Origin of the sequence: Mycobacterium sp. 852002-51613_SCH5001154 (assembly GCF_001667425.1) — a bacterium.
Classification (GTDB): Bacteria; Actinomycetota; Actinomycetes; order Mycobacteriales; family Mycobacteriaceae; genus Mycobacterium.
In genome coordinates, this window is sequence record NZ_LZII01000014.1 from 1 (window position 1) to 20,440 (window position 20,440).

Here is a 20,440-nt window from a genome sequence, read left to right on the forward strand (position 1 = left end):
ATAAGCCCCCACCCCCTGCGGAGACAACACCCCCAGCGCAGACGGGGTCTGCGTCAAGACCGACACCCGCTCGCCCACCAACAGCGCCCGCAGATCATCGCCACACCGCGCCACCGCATCCGGCACCACCACCAAGTGGTCCCCATGCAACAACGCACCCCAGATCTCCCACACCGAAAAGTCGAATGCCAACGAATGGCACTGACTCCACACCTGCCCCGCCCCCAGCAGCCCATCGCCAGCCAACGCCTCAAACAGCTGGGTCACGTTGCGGTGGGTGACCGCCACGCCCTTGGGCGTGCCCGTCGTGCCCGACGTGTAAATCACGTGTGCCACATCGTCGGCACCCGGCCCCGCGAATCCCGCAGCCGACTGCAAGTCGATCGCGGGATCGTCGATCCCCAGCACCGTCCCCGAAAACCCGCCCAGCCGCGACCGCAACCCCGCACCCGTAACGACCACCACCGGCGAAGCGTCGGCGAGCATGAACTCCACCCGCCCCACCGGCAGCCCCGGATCGATCGGCACATACGCCGCCCCCGCCTTCATCACCCCCAGCAGCGCGATCACCGCCTCTCCCGACCGCTCCACCAACAACCCCACACACGTCCCCGGGCCCACGCCGTGCCCAATAAGCCAGCGCGCCAACCGATTCGAGGCCTCATCCATCTCCCGGTACGACCACGACCGCCCCGCACAACTGATCGCGACCGCCCCGGGCGCGCGACCCACCTGAACGGCGAACAACTCCGGAATCGACCGCCCCGACGGCCCGCTCCGCTCGCCGGCCGCCCAGTTCCCCCAGCCGGCCAGCCGGGCACGCTCGGATTCTTCGAGCACATCGATGGACAGCAATCGCCGCGTCGTGTCCGTGGTCAACGCCACCAGCACCCGCTCCAGGTGTCGCGCCAGATCGGAGGTGTCGAGGCCGGAGAACGGCTGCCACGCGCCCGCCGTGCTGAGATAGAGGTGGTCCCCGTCGGTGGAGAAGATCAAGCCGAAGCCACTTGCCTGGCCGGAGTTGGTGTACGACGCGGAGGCGGTGACACCGCCAAAGGGCAGGGTGAAGGCCGACGGGATGAAATTGACGCTTACCCGCTCGGCCCGTCCTGCCGGGCCGCGGGTTCTGCGCTCCAGCGCCTGCACCGGAAACCGTTGGTGCTCAATGGCTTCCCGAATCCGGGTGTCGACGTGTTGGCAGAACTCGGCGACCGCGAGTTCGGGTGAGACTCGCAATACCAGCGGCACCACGCCGGCGACCATGCCGGGCAGGGTTTTCGACTCCGGGCGCACCCGCCTGTTGACCGGGAAGTCGAGGACCACCTCTGCACCGTCTCCGCTCCACCCGCGCACCAAAAGCGCGCACGCGGCCGTGACCACCGATGTCTGGGACACCCCCCACACGTGGGCCACCTTGTCGACCCGGCGAAGGACGCCGACGTCCAGCGCGACCGGGGCGGAGGGCCAAGGGTCGCGCTCGCCCGCGGCGCGCGGCGCGCAAAGCGGGACTTCGGGGTTTGCCGGAAGGTTCCGAGCCCAGTAGGCCTCGTCGTTGCGGTAATCGCCGGACGCTTCGTACTTCGTCTCACAGTCGATCAAGTCCCGCAGGGAGCCGAAGACGGCCGAAGGGATGGGGGCGGCGGAGACGATGGCCGAGTAGATGGAAGCGATGCGGTGACCGACGAGCGCGACACCGGTTCCGTCGACGATGATGTGGTGGCAGCACGCGAACAGGTGAAATTGGTCGGCGCGCGTCTGGAAGAGGGCGAATCTGAACAGCGGGCCCGTGAACGGCATGGGCGTTCGTTGGATCGATGATGCTATCCGCCGGGCTTCTTGGACGGCGTCCTGCGAGCCGGTCAGGTCATGGAAGACCAGTTCGACGTCGGGGTAGTCGATCGCCTTTTGGTAGACCTGGCCATCGGCCTCCTGGAAGGAGGCCCTGGTCGGTTCGGCCTCTTGCACCGCTTGGCGGATTGCCCACTTCAGCGCATCCCGTTGGACCCTGCCGTCGATCGTGACGAAGAGGCCGATCTGCCACTCAGTGCCGGAGTGTCCCGTCTCCTGTGCAAGCCATATGTCTAGTTGTCCGCGCGTAAGCGGAAGTGCTGGCTCACCAAGCTCCATCCAACTTCCCAACCATAGGGTTCACTCTTCAACCCCCGGTTGACTGCAGCCGCTCGACCGAACCCTCCGCGATACCCGTTCGGTTCCGCTTGATGTAGCGCAAACACGGAGCGTGGTCCGTGTCGGACCACCGCCCGTTGCGGCTCGATATCGACTAAGGAGACGGAGCTGCGATCAGTTTTTCCACCAAATTAGTCAACATGAGTGCAACAGTCCGAAAGATTAATCGAGGACGAGAATGTGCGCTAGTGGTTTCGAAAAAGTCCCAGCTACCTATCAGCACTCCTGTAAGTGCCGCTGAAACATACGGGAAGGATGTTTCTGGCGGCCAAACCGATGACATGGTTCGGGACGGCCCGCGCGGGGCCGTCCCGAAACCAAGGGTGTCAGCTAGAGCAGACCGAGCAGCTGCAGGTCGGTGACGTATTTGACGATCACCTGCGGCGTGACGTGCGGGATGTCGTTGTCGGCGCCGATCTTGGCTTCCTGCACCGCGGCGCGGAACCGGTCGGTCGGGGCGAAGGACCCGCTGGCCGGCTCCGGCGCCTGCAGCTGGTTGTAGCCCGGCACCTGCAACATCTGTAGCACCGAGTGCTTGCGCTGCCGCTCCGGCAGATCACGCAGCGCGGCCTCGAACCGCTGGAGCCACTCCCCGAAGTCGTCGATCCGTTCGATCGGATAGCCGGCCTCGATCAGCCAGTCGACATACTCATCGATGCCGATGCCGTCGTCGTGCGGGTTCATCACGTGATAGGTCTCGAACCCGTCCATCACCTGAGTGCCCAGCGTGGTGACCGCCTCCGCGACGAACTCCACCGGCAACGCATCGAAGTGCGCACGTTGCCGGTTGCCGTCGGCGTCCAACTGGTAGAACGAGCGCGGCGCGATGCCGGTAGCCACCAGGCTCAGCACCATCCGGGTGAACATGTCCGACAGGTTGAACTGGCCGGCGTAGCTGGTGTCGGACAGGATCATGTCGGAGCGGAACACCGAGACGGGCAACCCGCACAGGTCGTGGGCCTCGCGCAGCAACACCTCGCCGGCCCACTTGCTGTTGCCGTAACCGTTGGCGTAGCTGCCGTCGACCTTGCGGATCGGGCTGATGACCCGGATGTCGGCGTCTTCGGTGAACACCGCCGGATCGATCTGACGGCCCACATCGGAGGTCGATACATACGCATACGGCTTCAGCTTGGTGGTCAGCGCCACCCGGATCAGCTCCGCGGTGCCCGCCACGTTGGGGCCGAACAGCTCGCCGTACGGCAGCACGCCGTTGACCAGGGCGGCCGAGTCGACGATCAGGTCGACGGTGTCGGCCAGCCGCTGCCAGGTCTGCTCGTCGAGGCCGAGGTTCGCCGCGCCCTTGTCACCGGCGATGACCTCCAAGTGGTCGGCGGCCAGCGTCTTGAAGTACTGCAACAACTGCGGGTCACCGCTGTCGAATGTCTTCTCCAGCCGCTGCCACGCCTCCTCGTCCGAGCCGGCGCGCACCAGGCAGATCAGCTTGCCGTCGACCAGCTCCAGCTGTTCGAGCCACTGCAGCGCCAGGTACCGCCCCAGGAAGCCCGTGGCACCGGTCAATAGGACCGTCCGCACCTCCGAGCTTGGGCCGGGTAGCGACGGCGCGTTGCCCAGCGTCGGGGCGTCGATGAACTTGTCCAGTTTGAGATCGCTGGCGTAGACCTGGGTGGCGTCACGACCGTGCACGGACGCAAAGCTGGCACCGCCGCCTTCGATGTCGTCCACACCGCTGGCATCGCGTTCCGCCCGCTGCCCGAGGCGTCGCACCGAGGGCGCCTCGAACAGGGTGCGCACCGAGAGGTTCGCGTCGAGGGCCGTGTTGATCTCGGCGATCACCCGCATCGCGGAGAGCGAATCGCCACCGAGGTCGAAGAAGGAGTCTTCGACCGAAACCCGCTGCAGCCCAAGGACTCCGGCGTAGATCTCGGCCAGGGTCTCTTCGATGGGGGTGGCCGGGGCCCGATACTCACCACCGGTCTTCTGGTACTCCGGGGCGGGCAGGGCCCGCTTGTCGAGCTTGCCGTTGACGGTCAACGGCAGCGCGTCCAGGACCACCACGGCGACCGGCACCATGTAGGCCGGGAGCCGCTCGCCCAATTGGGCCCGGATCTCGGCCGGATTCGCGGACCCGGTGATGTAGCCGACCAGGCGCTTGTCCCCGGGGCGGTCTTCACGGGCGATCACCGCCGCCTGCTCGACCCCGTCCAGACCGGCCAGGGCCGCCTGGATTTCGCCGAGCTCGATGCGGTAGCCGCGGATCTTGACCTGCTCGTCGACGCGCCCCAGGTATTGCAGCTGGCCATCGGCGCCCCAGCGCACCAGGTCGCCCGTGCGATACATGCGCGCACCGGGGGCCCCGAACGGGCAGGCCACGAACCGCGAGGCCGTCAGGCCCGAGCGGCGCGCATAGCCGCACGCCACACCGCGGCCCGCGATGTACAGCTCACCGACGACGCCCTCGGGCGCCGGCCGCAGCCACTTGTCCAGAACGAACAGCGCCGCCCCCGGAACCGGGGCACCGATCGGCGCTCCCGTGTCGGCGCTCAACGGCGTGCTCATCGCCGCGTACACCGTGCCTTCGGTCGGGCCGTAGGCGTTGATCATCACCCGGCCCGGCGCCCACCTGTCCACCACCTCGGGCGGGCAGGCCTCACCGGCGACCACCAGGGCCGTCGATTCCAGGCCCTCCGGCGAGAGCATTCCCACCGCCGACGGGGTCTGGCTGAGCACGGTGACGTTCTCCGCGACCAGCAAATCGTGCAGGTCCTTCGGCGAACCGGCCACGGACTCGGGCACCACGACCAGCCGGCCGCCGTGCAACAGTGCGCCGAAGATCTCGTGCACCGACACGTCGAAGACGAGCGAGTGCCACTGCGCCCACACACCAGGGTCCGGCAGGTCGGCGTGCAGTTTCTCCAGCAGCTGGGTGGCGTTGTGGTGGGTGACCGCAACGCCCTTCGGGACACCCGTGGTGCCGGACGTGTAGATCAGGTACGCGATGTCGTCCGGCGATGGCGCCGGCAACGCCGTGGCGGGCTGGGCGTCCACCGGCGCGTCGTTGACATCGACGACCAACAGGTCGGAGCCGTCCACCCGGGACCGCAATTCGGCGGTGGTGACCACGGCGACCGGCGCGGCATCGGCAAGCACGAACTCGATCCGCGACGCCGGGACCGCAGGATCGATCGGCAAATACGCCGCCCCGGTCTTCAGCACCGCCAGGATCGACACGATCGCGTCGGCCGACCGGGAGAACAGCAGCGCCACGCTTTCGCCCGGGCCCGCGCCGTGCTCGGCGAGCAGGTGGGCCAGCCGGTTCGCGGCCTCGTCGAGTTCCCGATAGGTAAGCGTGTGGCCGTCGAACGTCAGCGCCGGAGCCTCCGGAACACGGGCCACCTGCTTGGCGAACAGCGCCGGGATCGACGCCGTCGCCCCCACCGGCGCGGTCAACACCGCCCGGTTGCCCCAGTCGTCGAGGCGGGTGCGCTCGCCGGCATCCAACACGTCCATCGACGAGAGCCGCTGGCTCGAGTCGGCGGTCATCGCCCCCAGCACGCGCCGGAACCGCTCGATCATCGACTCGATCGCGGCCGTGTCGAACACGCTGGTGTCGAACTCGACCCGCAGGCCCAATTCCCGGCCCGGCAGCGCCATGACCGAAAGCGGGTAGTGGTTGTATTCGCGGTTGGTGACGTCGGTGATCGCCAGCTCGTGGAAGCCCAACGGCACGCTGGTGTCGATCGGGTAGTTCTCGTACAGGAACAGCGTGTCGAACAGCTGGTCGTGCCCGGTGACGCGGTGAATCTCGTTCAGCGCCAGGTGCTCGTGCTCGATCGTGTCGTTGTGGGCCCGCTGCAGCTGCTGCAGCAGCTCGGAAACCGTGGTGCCCGCCGTGACGTGCGCGCGCACCGGCACCGTGTTGATCAGCAAGCCCACCATCGACTCGGCGCCGGCCAAATCCGCGGGCCGACCGGACACCGCGGTGCCGAAGGCCACGTCGTGCTGGCCGGTCAGCCGCATCAGCAACTGCGCCCAGGCGCTCTGCAGCACGGTGTTGATCGTGGTGTGGCACGAGCGGGCCAGCTCGCCCAGCGCGCGCGTGGTCTCCGCGGGCAGCCGGTACGACTCGACCCCTCGCCGCCCGAGTCCCAACCGGGCCGGCGGACCGACCAGGGTGGGTGCTTCGAACCCGCCCAGCACCTCGGCCCACGCCGCGCGGGCGGCCGTGCGGTCCTGAGCCGCGAGCCACGTCAGGTAGCTGCGGAAGGACGCGGGCGCGGGCAACCTGTCCCCGTAGTAGCTGGTGAGGATCTCGCGCAGCATGATCGGCAGCGACCACCCATCCATCACGATGTGGTGGTTGGTGAGCACGAACCGGTGCCGGTTGTCGGCGGTGCGGATCAACGCGGCCCGGAAGGCCGGTCGGTTGGCGAGGTCGCTGACCGCGCCGCGCTCGGCGGCGCAGAGCTGTTCGATCTTCTCCTCGGGGTCCAAGTCTTCCGCTCCGAGCTGGATGTACCGCCACGCCATCACGGGGTCGGCCGGAATGACCTGCACCGGCTCGCCGAACTGCGGGCAGAAGCGGGCCGCCAGGTTGGGATGCCGGTTGACGACGGTGTGGACGGCCTCGCGCAATCGATGCGGGTCGAGGTCACCGGTGACGGTGATGCCGAGCTGCACCGCATAGACGTCGTCGCCGAGGTCGTGCGCAAAGCTGGCGTGGAAGAGCAGGCCCTGCTGCAACGGGGTCAGCGGCAACACGTCGGCGACCGCGAATTGCTGGCAGAGGTCGTCGAGCTGCTGCTGGTTCAGGCGAGCGGGGGCGATGTCCGACGGGGTCAGACCGCCACCGCCGCTGCGCACGTGGGCGCAGATGCCGGCCAGGGCCTCGAACCACAGCTGGCTCAACCGGCTGACCTGCTCGTGGTCCAGCGCCGAGGGCGCCCACGTCCAGTTGGCCTGCAGGTGCGGGCCGGCCTCGGTGTCCATGGTCCCGGCGTTGAGGTCGACGGTGTGCATCAAGGGCATGGGCAGCGCCGCGCTGGCGGCGCCGGTGAACGAAAGGCTGTCCTGGCTGATCCGCCACATCTCGCCGGGCAGATCCGCCGCCGCGCCCAGTCGTCCCAGGTAGTTGAAGCCGATCACGGGGTCCGACCCGTCCAGGTCCACCTCGCTGTTCATGTACCGCAGCAACCCGTAGGTCAGCGGGTTCGGGAGTGCGCGCAGCTGCTCCTTGGCCTTCTTGACGAGCACTCCGAGCGCGGGGTCGCCGGCCATCACCTGCGCCCAGTCCAGTTCGCCGACGGTCAGCGCGACGGGGTACTTGGTGGTGAACCAGCCCACCGTGCGGGACAGGTCGACGTGCGGGCCCAGTTCCTCGTGGCGGCCGTGGCCCTCGACGTCGATGCCGATCGGCGCGCCGGTGCCCACGAACCGCGCCCAGGCCAACCCGAACGCGATCAACAGGATGTCCTGCACGCCGGCGTGGAACGCCGAGGGCACCTCACCCAGCAGCTGCCGGGTGGTCTCGACATCCAGCGACACCGACAGCTGCTTGGCCGTCTCGTAGGTGTCCACGTCGGGGCGCACGGCCGGCAACAGCGCCGGGGTCGCCGCGACCTGCCGCCACGCCTCGGCCTGCTCGATCACCTCGGGCCGCTGGGCGTGCTCTTCCAGCATCGCCGTCCACCTGGCGAACGACGTCCCGGCGGCCGGCAGCGCCACCGCCTGGCCGCTGTGGTGCTGAGCCCAGGCAATGTTCAAGTCTTCCAACAGGATTCGCCACGAAACGCCGTCAACGGCCAGGTGGTGAATGATCAGCGCCAACTGGGCCGTCGATTCCGCCCACACGGCGCGGAGCATGGTCCCCGCCGCGGGGTTCAGCTGGGAGCGCGCCGCCACCAGCGTCGCGTCGGACAGCGCGTGGACGGTGTCCATGCAGGCGCCGGCATCGACCGCGCCGACGTCGGGCACCTGCATCGACCAGCCGCCGGCGCCGTCGTCGTCGACGCGCATCCGCAGCGTGGCGTGCCGGTCCAGCAGTGATTGCAGCACGACCCGCACGTCATCGCCGGTGACGCCGGCCGGCGCCTGGACCACCATGGTCTGGTTGAACTGGTCGGTCGGGCCGTCGACTTGCTGCAGCCAGCGCATGATCGGGGTGCCGACCACCGGGCCGATGCCCTCGTCGACGACGTCGTCGTCGGAGGCCACGCCGGCCACCCGGGCCAGCCGGGCCACGGTCTGCTCGACGAAAACGTCGCGCGGGCGGCACACCACGCCGGCCGCGCGGGCGCGTGCCACCACCTGCATCGACAGGATGCTGTCGCCGCCGAGGTCGAAGAACGAGTCGTCGACGCCGACCCGCTCCAGCCCGAGCACCTGGGCGTAGATGGCGGTCAGCGTCTCTTCGACGGCCGTGGTCGGCGCGCGGTATTCGCCGCTGGTCTTCTGGTACTCGGGCGCAGGCAACGCCCGCTTGTCGAGTTTGCCGTTGACCGTCAGCGGCAGCGCGTCCAGCACCACGACGGCGGCCGGAACCATGTAGCTGGGCAGCCGCTCGCCGAGCTGGGTGCGAATCACGGCCGGGTCGGCGGTCCCGGTGATGTAACCGACCAGGCGCTTGTCGCCGGGGCGGTCCTCGCGGGCGATCACCGCGGCCTGGTCGACGCCGTCCAGCCCCGCGAGGGCGGTCTGGATTTCGCCGAGTTCGATGCGGTAGCCGCGGATCTTGACCTGCTCGTCGGCGCGGCCGAGGTACTGCAGCTGGCCGTCGATGCCCCATCGCACCAGGTCGCCGGTGCGATACATCCGCGTCCCCGGCGCCCCGAACGGGCATGCCACAAACCGCGAGGCCGTCAGACCCGCCCGGCGCACATAGCCGGAGGCCACACCGCGGCCCGCGATGTAGAGCTCGCCGACGACACCCTCCGGCGCCGGACGCAACCACTTGTCGAGCACGAACAGCGCGGCGCCCGGCACGGGCGAGCCGATCGTCGGCGCCCCCGACTCGGCGCTCAGCGGCGCGCTCATCGATGCGTACACCGTGCCTTCGGTCGGGCCGTAGGCGTTGATCATCACCCGACGCGGCGCCCACCGGTCCACCACCTCGGACGGGCACGCCTCGCCCGCCACGATCAGTGCCGTCGAATCCAGCCCGTCCGGCGAGAGCATTCCCACCGCCGACGGGGTCTGGCACAACACCGTGACCTTCTCCGCGACCAGCAACGCGTGCAGGTCGTCCGGCGATCCGGCCACCGACTCGGGCACCACCACCAGGCGTCCGCCGTGCAACAGCGGGCCCCAGATCTCCCACACCGAAACGTCGAAAACCAGCGAATGCCACTGCGACCACACACCCGCCTTCGGCAGGTGGGCGGGCAGCGACTTCAGCAACTGGGTGACGTTCTGGTGAGTGACCGCCACGCCCTTGGGGGTTCCGGTCGTGCCCGAGGTGTAGATCATGTACGCGATGTCCTCGGGGGCCGGCCCCTGCAGCCCCGAGCTGGGCTGTTCGGCCACCGCGGGATCGTCGACGTCGACGACCAGCAAGTCGAATCCGTCCAGCCGCGCCCGCAACTCCGCCGTCGTGACCGCGGCGACCGGCGCCGCATCGCCGAGCATGAACTCCATCCGCGCCGCCGGGACCGCGGGGTCGATCGGCAGATAGGCCGCGCCGGTCTTGAGGACAGCCAGGATCGACACGATCGCCTCGGCCGAGCGCGGCAGAAGCAGCGCCACGCATGCCCCCGGACGCGCGCCGTGGTCGGCCAGCAGGTGGGCCAGCCGGTTCGCGGCCTGGTCGAGCTCCTGATAGGTGAGCGTGCGGCCCTCGAACGTCAGTGCCGGAGCCTCCGGTACACGCGCGACCTGCTTGTCGAACAACGCCGGAATGGACGCAGCCCCCTTCACCGGCGCGGTCAACACCGCCCGGTTACCCCACTCGTCGAGGCGGTCGTGCTCGCCGCCATCCAGCAAGTCGATCGACAACAATCGCCGCCCTGCACCGACGGTCATGACTGCTCCTCCACATCTGCGGTCATGGCTTCCAGCACGCGCCGGAACCGCTCGATCAACCTCTCGATTCTGCCTTGGTCGAAGACTTCTGTATCGAATTCGACGCGAAGACCCAGTTCGTGACCCGGCACGGCTTGCACCGAGAGCGGATAGTGGTTGAATTCGCGGTTGGTAAAGCCCTCAATGGCCAGTTCATCGACGGCCGACAGCGCGGCGGTGTCGATCGGGTAGTTCTCGTACACGAACATGGTGTCGAATAATTGGTCATGTCCCGTTACACGATGGATCTCATTCAGCGCCAAGTGCTGGTGCTCGAGTGTGTCGTTGTAGGCGCTCTGCAGCTGATTTAGCAGGTCCGCGATCGTGGTTTCGGCGCCGATCGTCGCCCGCACCGGCACCGTGTTGATGAGCAGCCCCACCATCTGGTCGGCGCCGGTCAGCTCCGTCGGCCGCCCCGAGACCGCGGTCCCGAATGTCACGTCGTGCTGGCCGGTCAGCCACATGAGCAGCTGCGCCCAGGCGGCCTGCAGCACGGTGCTGACGGTGGTGCGGCACGAGCGGGCCAGCTCGCCCAGCGCGCGCGTGGTCTCCGCCGACACCTGGAACGAGGAGACGCCCCGCGGGCCGAGGCTCATCCGGCCAGCCGGACCGACCAGGGTGGGGGTGTCGAACCCGGCCAGCACCCGCCGCCACGCCGCCTGGGCGGCGCCGCGGTCCTGCGCGGCCAGCCACGCGACGAACTTGCGGTATTGCACCGGCGCGGGCAGCTGCACGCCGTAGTAGGCGGCGAAGATCTCCTGCAGCAGAATCGGCTTGGACCAGCCGTCGAGCACGATGTGGTGGTTGGTCAGCACGAACCGGTGCCGGTTGTCGGCGGTGCGGATCAGCGCGGCCCGGAACGGCGGGCGGTCCGCCAGGTCGCACACCGCGGCACGTTCGGCGGCGCAGACCTGCTGGATCTGCTCCTCGGGTTCGGCATCTTGGGCGTCGAGTTCGACGTAATGCCACGACAGCGCCGGCTCGGCCGACAGGACCTGCACCGGCTCACCGAAGTCTTCGACGAAGTGCGCCACCACATTGGGATGCCGCTTGATCATGGTGTGCACCGCGTCGCGCAGCCGGTGCGGGTCGAGGGCACCGTTCACGCTGATGTCGAGCTGCACGGCGTACAGGTCTTCGCTTCCGTGCGCGCTGCCGGTGTGGAAGAGGAGCCCCTGCTGCAACGGGGTCAACGGCAACACGTCGGCGACCGGGTAGCGCTGGCACAACTCGTCGATGTCCCGCTGGGTCAGCCGCGCGGGCGCGAGGTCCGACGGGGTCAACCCGCCGCCACCGTTGCGGACGTGGCTGCAGATGCCGCTCAGGGCGTCGAACCACAGCTCGCTCAGCCGGCCGACCTGGCCCTCATCGAGCGCCGAGCGCGCCCAGGTCCAGTTGGCCTGCAGCAGCGGACCCGCGGCGGTGTCCAGCGTGCCGGCGTTGAGCTCGACGGTGTGCGGCAAGGGCATGGGCACCGCCGTCGCCGCGCCGGCCGACGCCAGGCTGTCCTGGTCGAGCCGCCACAACTCGCTGGACAGGTCGCCCGCGCCGCCGAGGCGCCCGAGGTAGTTGAACCCGATCACCGGGTCCGACCCGTCCATGTCGACGTCGGGGTTCAGATAGCGCAGCAGCCCGTAGGTCAGCGTGTCCGGCAGGGCGTGCAGCTGTTCCTTGGCGTCCTTGACCAGTGCGCCCAACTCGGCCTCGCCGGCGACGACATGTCCCCAGGACAGGCCGCCGACCGTGAGCGCGACGGGGTACTTGGTGGTGAACCAGCCCACCGTGCGGGACAGGTCGACGTGCGGGCCCAGTTCCTCGTGGCGGCCGTGGCCCTCGACGTCGATGCCGATTGGGGCGCCGGTGCCGACGAACTGGGCCCAGGCCAGCCCGAACGCGATCAACAGGATGTCCTGCACGCCCGCGTGGAACGCCGCGGGCACCTCGCCCAGCAACAACCGGGTGGTGTCGGCGTCGAGCGACACCGAGAGCTGACCCGCGCTGACGTAGGTGTCGATGTCGGGCCGCACCGCCGGCAAGGGCGCCGGCGTCGACGCGATCTGCCGCCAGGCCTCCGCCTGGTCCACGACCTCCGGCCGGCGCGCGTGCTCCGCCAACAGCGACGACCACCGGGCGAACGACATCCCGCCCACCGGCAACGCCACCGGCTGACCGCTGTGGTGCTGAGCCCACGCAATGTTCAAGTCTTCCAACAGGATTCGCCACGACACGCCGTCGACGGCCAGGTGGTGAATGATCAACGCCAGCTGGCCCGTGGAGGGCACCCACACCGCGCGCAGCATCGCGCCGCTGGCCGGGTTCAGCTGCGAGACCGCCGTCGACAGCGCCGCGTCGGACAACGTCTCCACGGTGTGCAAACACCCGGCGGCATCCACCACGCCGACCTCGGGCACCCGCAGCGACCAGTCCCCCGCGCCGTCGTCGTCGACCCGCAGCCGCAACATGGCGTGCCGGTCCAGCAAAGCCTGCAGCACCAGCACCACGTCGGCTTCGCTCACTCCCGCCGGGGCCTGCACCACCATGGTCTGGTTGAACTGCTCGACCGGACCGTCGACGCTCTCCAGCCAGCGCATGATCGGGGTCGCGACCACTTCGCCGATGCCCTCGTCGACGACGTCGTCATCGGTGGCCACGCCGGCCACCCGGGCCAGCCGGGCCACCGTCTGCTCGACGAAGATGTCGCGCGGGCGGCAGACCACGCCGGCCGCCCTGGCGCGGGCGACGACCTGCATCGACAGGATGCTGTCACCGCCGAGGTCGAAGAACGAGTCGTCGACCCCGACGCGCTCCACACCCAAGACCTGGGCGTAGATGCCGGCCAAGATCTCCTCGACGGCGGTGCTCGGCGCGCGGTAGTGATCGGCATCGGAGTATTCGGGTGCCGGCAGGGCGCGGGTGTCGAGTTTGCCGTTGACCGTCAGCGGCAGCGCCTCGAGCACCACGACCGCGGTGGGCACCATGTAGGTCGGCAGCCGCTCGCCGAGCTGGTTGCGGATCTCGGCCGGATCGGCGGTCCCGGTCACGTAGCCCACCAGGCGCTTGTCGCCGGGGCGGTCCTCGCGGGCGATCACCGCCGCCTCGTTGACCCCGTCCAGCGCCGCCAGCGCGGCATGCACCTCGCCGAGCTCGATGCGGTATCCGCGGATCTTGACCTGCTCGTCGGCGCGGCCCATGTACTGCAGCTGGCCATCGGCGCCCCAGCGGACCAGGTCGCCGGTGCGGTACATGCGTTGTCCAGGCGCCCCGGCCCCGCCGAACGGGCACGCCACGAACCGCGTCGCCGAGAGCCCCGGCCGGCCCACATACCCATGCGCCAGACCGCGCCCGGCCACGTACAGCTCACCGACCACGCCCTCGGGCACCGGCCGCAACCACCCGTCCAGCACGAAAAAGCCAAGATGCGCCAGCGGCAAGCCGATCGGGCTGGCGTTGGTGTCGACATCACCATCGACGATCTCGCGGAACGAGGCGTGCACCGTGGTCTCGGTGATCCCATACATGTTGATCAACCGCGGCAGACCCGGGTGGTTGTGCAACCACTTGCCCAACCGATGCGGCTCGAGCGCCTCACCACCGAACACCACCGTCTGCAGCTTGAGCTGTTGACCCAGCTCGGGGGCGAGCGAATCCGCGGTCTGCAGCGCATAGAACGCCGACGGCGTCTGGCTGAGCACGCTGACCTGTTCGCGAACCAGCATGGCGTGCAACTCTTCGGGTGAACGGACCACACTGTCGGGCACCATGACCAGCCGGCCGCCGTACAACAGCGACCCGAAGATCTCCCACACCGAGAAGTCGAACGCCAGCGAATGGCACTGCGTCCACACCTGCCCGAGTGCCAGCTGCGCGTCCAGCGACTCCAACAACTGGGTGACGTTGCGGTGCGGCACCGCCACACCCTTCGGGGTGCCGGTCGTACCGGACGTATAGATGATGTAGGCGATGTTCTCCGCGGACGGCGCGGGCAGCCCATCGCTGGATTGGGTCGCGACGGCCGGGTCGTCGAATTCGATGATCTCCAGGCCCGACCCGTCCAGCCGCGATCGCACGTCCGCGGTGGTGACGGCCGCGATCGGCGCGGCGTCGCCAAGCACGAACTCGATCCGCGCCGCCGGCACCGTCGGGTCGACCGGCAGGTAGGCCGCCCCGGTCTTGAGCACCGACAAAATCGCCACCACGGCCTCGGCCGTCCGCGGGAACAGCACCGCGACGCGCTCCCCCGGCCCGGCGCCCCGGCTCACCAGCAGGTGCGCCAGCCGGTTAGCGGACTCTTCGACCTCGCCGTACGTCCACGAACGGTCGCCGTCGGTGATGGCCACTGCCTCCGGGGCGCGCGCGGCCTGGGCGGCGAACAGCTCCGGAATCGAGGCCAGCTTCCGCGCCGTCTCGGTCAGCACCGCCCGGTTGCCCCACTCGTCGAGCCGGCCGTGCTCGGCGGCGTCGAGCAGGTCGATCGAGGACAGGCGGCGGGAGGGATCGGCGGTCATGGCCACCATCACCTGCTGCAAGCGCTCGATCAGCGTGTCGATGGCGGCGGCGCTGAACACCTCGGTGTCGAACTCGACGCGAAGGCTCAGTTCGTGGCCCGGCGAGGCCACAACGGACAGCGGGTAGTGGTTGTACTCCCGGCTGCTGAAATCGGTGACGGCCAATTCGTGGACGCCCAACAGCGCGCCCGCGTCGATCGGATAGTTCTCGTAGAGGAACAGGGTGTCGAACAACTGGTCGTGACCGGTGACGCGGTGAATCTCGGGCAGCGCCAGGTGCTCGTAGTCGACGGTGTCGTTGTGCAGGCGTTGCAACTGGTCCAGCAGTTCGGCGACGGTGGTTGTCGGGGTGACGGTCGCGCGCACCGGCACCGTGTTGATCAGCAGGCCGACCATCGCGTCCGCGCCGGCCAATTCGTGGGGCCGCCCCGAAACCGCGGTGCCGAAGGCCACATCGTGCTGCCCGGTCAGCCAGGTCAGCAGCTGGGTCCACGCGCCCTGCAACACGGTGCTGATGGTGGTGCGGCACGAGCGCGCCAGCTCGCCCAGCGCCTTCGTGGTCTCGGCGGGCACATGGAACGCGGCGACGCCGCGCCGCCCGATGTGTCCGAGGGGGCCGACGAGGGTGGGGGTCTCGAAGCCGGCCAGCACCTGCGCCCATGCCGCTTGCGCGGCGGCGCGGTCCTGATTGGTCAGCCAGGTGACGAAGCTGCGGTACGACGGGGCGGCGGGAAGCCGCTCCCCGTAGTAGCTGGCGAAGACCTCCTGCAGCAGGACCGGCAGCGACCAGCCGTCCACCACGATGTGGTGAATGGTCAGCACGAACCGGTGCCGGTCGGGCGCCGTACGGATCAGCGCGGCCCGGAACGACGGCTTCTCAGCGAGGTCACACACCGCGGCGCGCTCGTCGGCGGCCAGCCGCTCGACCTCGTCATCGACGTTGCCGTCGTCGAGTTCCACGTACCGCCAGGCCATCTGCGGATCGGCAGGGATGACCTGCACCGGCTCGCCGAAATCCTCCGAGAACCGGGCGACCAGGTTGGGGTGCCGCTTGACGGCGGTGTGCACCGCCTCGCGCAGGCGCGCCGCGTCGAGTGCGCCGCGGACGGTGATGCCGAGCTGCACCGCATACAGGTCGTCCATATCCTGCGCGAAGGCGGTGTGGAACAGCAGTCCCTGCTGCACCGGGGTCAGCGGCAGCACGTCGGCGACGCTGCCTTGCCGGCAGAGCTCGTCGATCTGCTGCTGGCTGAGCTGCGCGGGGGCGATGTCCGACGGGGTCAACCCACCGCCGCCGGCCTTGACGTGCGCGCAGATCCCGGCCAGCGCCTCAAACCACAACTGGCTCAACCGGTTAACGCGCTCGTGGTCCAGCGCCGACGGGGCCCACGTCCAGTTGGCCTGCAGGTGCGGGCCGGCCTCGGTGTCCATGGTGCCGGCGTTGACTTCCACCGTGTGCGCCAGCGGCATGGGCACCGCGGTGGCCACGGCCGCAACGGCCAGGCTGTCGTGGCTGACCCGCCAAAAGTCGTCGGACAGGTCGGCGCCCGCGCCGAGCCGGCCCAGATAGTTGAACCCGATCACCGGGTCCGCCCCGTCCAGGTCCACCTCGGCGTTCAGGTAGCGCAGCAAGCCGTAGGTCAGCCCGTCGGGCAGGGCGCGCAGCTGTTCCTTGGCGTCCTTGATCACCGCGCCCAGCGCGGCCTCGCCGGCCACCACCTGCGACCAGCTCAGCCGGCGGCTCTTGAGCGCCACCGGGTATTTGGTGGTGAACCAGCCGACGGTGCGCGACAGATCCACCCGGGGAGCCAGTTCTTCCTGGCGTCCATGGCCCTCCACGTCGATGGCGATCGGCGCCGCGCCCGTACCCAGGAATTCCGCGAACGCCAGCCCGAAGGCGATCAACAAGATGTCGCCCACGCCGGCGTGGAACGCGGCCGGCACCTCGCCGAGCAGCAGTCGGGTCGTGTCGACGTCCAGCGACACGGAGAGCTGGCCTGCCGTCACATAGGTGTCGACATCGGGTTGCGCCGCGGGCAACGCCGCCGGGGTGGCCGCCACCTGTCGCCATTCGTCCGCCCGGGCCACCACGTCGGCGCGCTGGGCGTACTCCTCCAGAAGCGACGACCACCGGGCGAACGACGTGCCCGGTGCCAGCAAGGTTATCGGCTGCCCGCTGTGATGCTGCGCCCAGGCGATGTTGAAGTCTTCCAACAGGATTCGCCACGACACACCGTCGACTGCGAGGTGGTGGATGATCAGGGCCAGCTGGCCCGTCGGCGCGGCCCACGCCGCGCTGACCATCACCCCGGCGGCCGGGTTCAACCGCGACCGCGCCTCCGCCAATGTCTCTTCGGACAGCGTCTCGACGGCGTGCACGCAGCCGCGCGCGTCCACCGCACCGACCTCGGGCACGTGCAGCGACCAGCCGCCCGCACCGTCGTCGTCGGCGCGCAGCCGCAGCGCGGCGTGGCGATCCAGCAGGGCCTGCAGCACCGCCACCACGTCGGCCTCGCCTGCCCCGGCCGGCGCCTGCACCACCATGGTCTGGTTGAACTGCTCGATCGGCCCGTCGATGGTTTGCAGCCAGCGCATGATCGGGGTGGCCACCACCGGCCCGACGCCGTCGTCGGCGCCGCCGCCCGCGCCGTCGGCCGCCACCTCGGCCACCCGGGCCAGCCGGGCCACCGACTGCTCGACGAACACGTCGCGCGGCCGGAACAGGATCCCCGCCGCACGGGCGCGGGCCACCACCTGCATGGACAGGATGCTGTCGCCACCGAGGTCGAAGAAGGAAGCGTCGACGCCGACCCGCTCCAGGCCCAGCACCTGGGCGTAGATGTCGGCGAGGATCTCCTCGACTGCGTCGCCGGGGGCGCGGTATTCGGCGGTGGCGTATTCGGGTGCCGGCAGGGCTCGCTTGTCGAGTTTGCCGTTGCCCGTCAGGGGCAGCGCCTCGAGCACCACCACCGCGGCGGGCACCATGTACGGCGGGAGGCGATCGGCCAGCGCGGCTCGGATCGCGGCCGGATCGGCCGTGCCGGTGATGTATCCGACCAGGCGCTTGTCGCCGGGGCGGTCCTCGCGCGCGATCACGGCGGCGTTTTCCACCCCGTCGAGGCCCTTGAGCACCGATTGGATTTCGCCGAGCTCGATGCGGTAGCCGCGGATCTTGACCTGCTCGTCGGAGCGGCCGAAGTATTGCAGCTGCCCGTCCTCGCCCCAGCAGACCAGGTCACCGGTGCGGTACATCCGGGCTCCGGGGCCACCGAAGGGGTTGGCCACGAACCGGGATGCAGTCAACCCGGCGCGGCGCACGTATCCGCAGCCGACGCCGCGACCGGCCAGGTACAGCTCACCGACCACACCGGCGGGCACCGGCTGTAACCACTTGTCGAGCACGAACATTGCCGCGCCGGCGATCGGCGAACCGATCGGCACCACAGCGGATCCGGGGGTCAACGGCTTGCTGATCGACGCGCACACCGTGGTTTCCGTCGGACCGTAGGCGTCCAGCATCACCCGCCCGGGCGCCGCCCACCGATCCACCACGTCGGTCGGGCAGGCTTCGCCGGCCACCACCAAGGCGGTGGACTCCAGGCCGTCCGCGGGCAGCATCGCAACCGAGGACGGGGTCTGCGTGAGCACGCTGACCTTCTCCGCGACCAGCAGATCGTGGAGGTCTTCCGGCGAGCTCGCCACCGACTCGGGCACCACCAGCAGGCGTCTGCCCCGCAGCAGGGCGCCGAAGATCTCCCACACCGAGAAGTCGAACGCCGAGGAATGGCTTTGCGTCCACACCTGCCCCTTAGGCAGGCCGGCGTCGAGCGACTCGATCAGCCACGTGACGTTGAGATGAGGAATCGCAACGCCTTTGGGGGTCCCGGTGGTTCCGGAGGTGTAGATGATGTAGGCGATGTTGTCCGCGGCGGGCGCGGGCAGCGCGGTGTTGGGCTGAACCTCGACCGCCGGGTCGTGCACGTCGACGACCAACAGGTCGCGCCCGTCCAGCCGCGAGCGCAGGTCCGCCGTAGTGATCACCGCGCTCGGTCCCGCGTCGGCAAGCACGAATTCCATGCGCGCCGCCGAGTGCGCCGGATCGATCGGCACGTAGGCAGCACCGGTTTTCAGCACCGCGAGCATGGCCACGATCGCGTCGACGCAGCGGGGGAACATGACTGCGACGCAGTCACCCGGACCCACGCCATGACCGGCAAGCAGGTGGGCCAGCCGGTTGGAGGCCTCGTCGAGTTCGGCGTAGGTCAACGACTTGGCGGCACAGGTAACCGCCAGGGCCTCGGGCGCGCGCTGCACGTGTTCCGCGAAGGCCACCGGGATTGACGACGGGGTAGGCACCGGCGCCGTCAAGGCCGCCCGGTTGCTCCACTCGTCGATTTGGGCCGGCTCGTCGGCGGCCAGCAGATCGATCGAGGCCAGCCACCGCTCCGGGTCGGCGGTCATCTCCTCCAGCACCTGCTGCATGCGCGCCGCCAGGTCGGCGACGCCGAAGTCCGCGAACGGTTGCCCCGGCCCCGCGGTGCTGAGGAAGAGCTGGTCACCTGCGCCCATGAAGAACAAACTGAAGTGCCCCACGGGCCCGTGATTCGTGTACGACGCCGTGGCCGGGGAACCGGCCAGGTCCAGCGTCAGCCTCATCGGAAGGAAATTGATCCCGACCCGATTCGCCGCCTGCCGCAGACCGTCACTCTCCAGGGTGTGCACCGGGAATCGCTGGTGCTGCAACAACTCCCGGATTCGCGTGTCGACGTGTTTGCAGAAGTCGGCGACGGTGGCCGTCGGTGACGTGTTCAGCACCAGCGGCACCACCCCGGCGAACATCCCGGGAAGCGTCTTCGACTCCGGACGCACCCGCCGGCTCACCGGGAAGTCGAGCGCTACCTCAGGACCACTCCCCGACCACGCCCGCACCAAGAGCGCGCACGCCGCGGTGGTGACGGAGAACCGGCGGATGCCCAGCTTCTTGGACAGCTCCTTGATCCGGGTGGTGACGGACGGGTCCAACTGGACGGAAGCTGACGGCGAGTAGTGGTCTTTGCCGCTCGTGGTGTCGGCTGCGGGCCGATCGACCCATGCGGTTTCCGGCGGAAGGTTGCTGCTCCAATACGCCTGGTCGTCCAGATAATCGGGCGACGCTTCGTATTCCGACTCGATGTCGACCAAATCCTGCGCCGAACCGAAATAGGCATCGGGAATGGGTTTTCCGGCGACCATCGCCGAATAAATCGTCGAAACCCGACGGCATACCAGCGCCATGCCCAATCCATCGACTGCGATGTGGTGGCAGCAGCCGAACAAATAGAACTCGGCGGCCTGTGTCTGGAATAACACGAATTTGAACAGCTGGCCGTTCAATGCCATCGGCGTGCGCTGGATCGACGAGGACATCGTACGGGCTTCCCCCACCGGGTCGGGCGAGGAAGTCAGGTCATGGAAGTCGAGCTCGAAGTCCGGGTAGTCGATCGGCTTCTGCAAAACCTGGCCGTCGACCTCGAAGAACGACACCCTGCCGGCCTCGGCCTCGGCAACGGCCTGACGGAGGGCGCGCTCGAGGGCCTCCCGATCCAGTGCGCCCTCGATTTTTATCAAGAGCCCGAGCTGCCACTCCGTGCCGACGTAGCCCGTTTCCTGCGAAAGCCAGATGTCCAGCTGTCCGCGCGTCAGCGGAAGTGCGCGATCACCAACTCCCATCGACTCCCCCAAAGCTCCACCCG

Annotated in this window: 3 protein-coding genes; all 3 read right to left on the bottom strand. The window is 69.1% G+C overall.

All coding sequences use genetic code 11. The features are described 5' to 3' along the window. The coding region (locus A5750_RS04835) for an AMP-binding protein (protein WP_156664268.1) at nt 1-2,127 on the bottom strand (2,127 nt) is incomplete at its 3' end. A 390-nt stretch (nt 2,128-2,517) separates the two neighbouring features. Then, a complete protein-coding gene (locus tag A5750_RS04840; RefSeq protein WP_067261379.1) occupies nt 2,518-10,164 on the bottom strand; it encodes a non-ribosomal peptide synthetase in 7,647 nt (2,548 codons plus the stop codon). Next, on the bottom strand, nt 10,161-20,417 hold the full coding sequence (locus A5750_RS04845) for a non-ribosomal peptide synthetase (RefSeq protein ID WP_067261437.1): 10,257 nt from the start codon (nt 20,415-20,417) through the stop codon (nt 10,161-10,163). The genes A5750_RS04840 and A5750_RS04845 overlap by 4 nt, the downstream gene beginning before the upstream one ends. Nucleotides 20,418-20,440 lie beyond the last annotated feature (23 nt).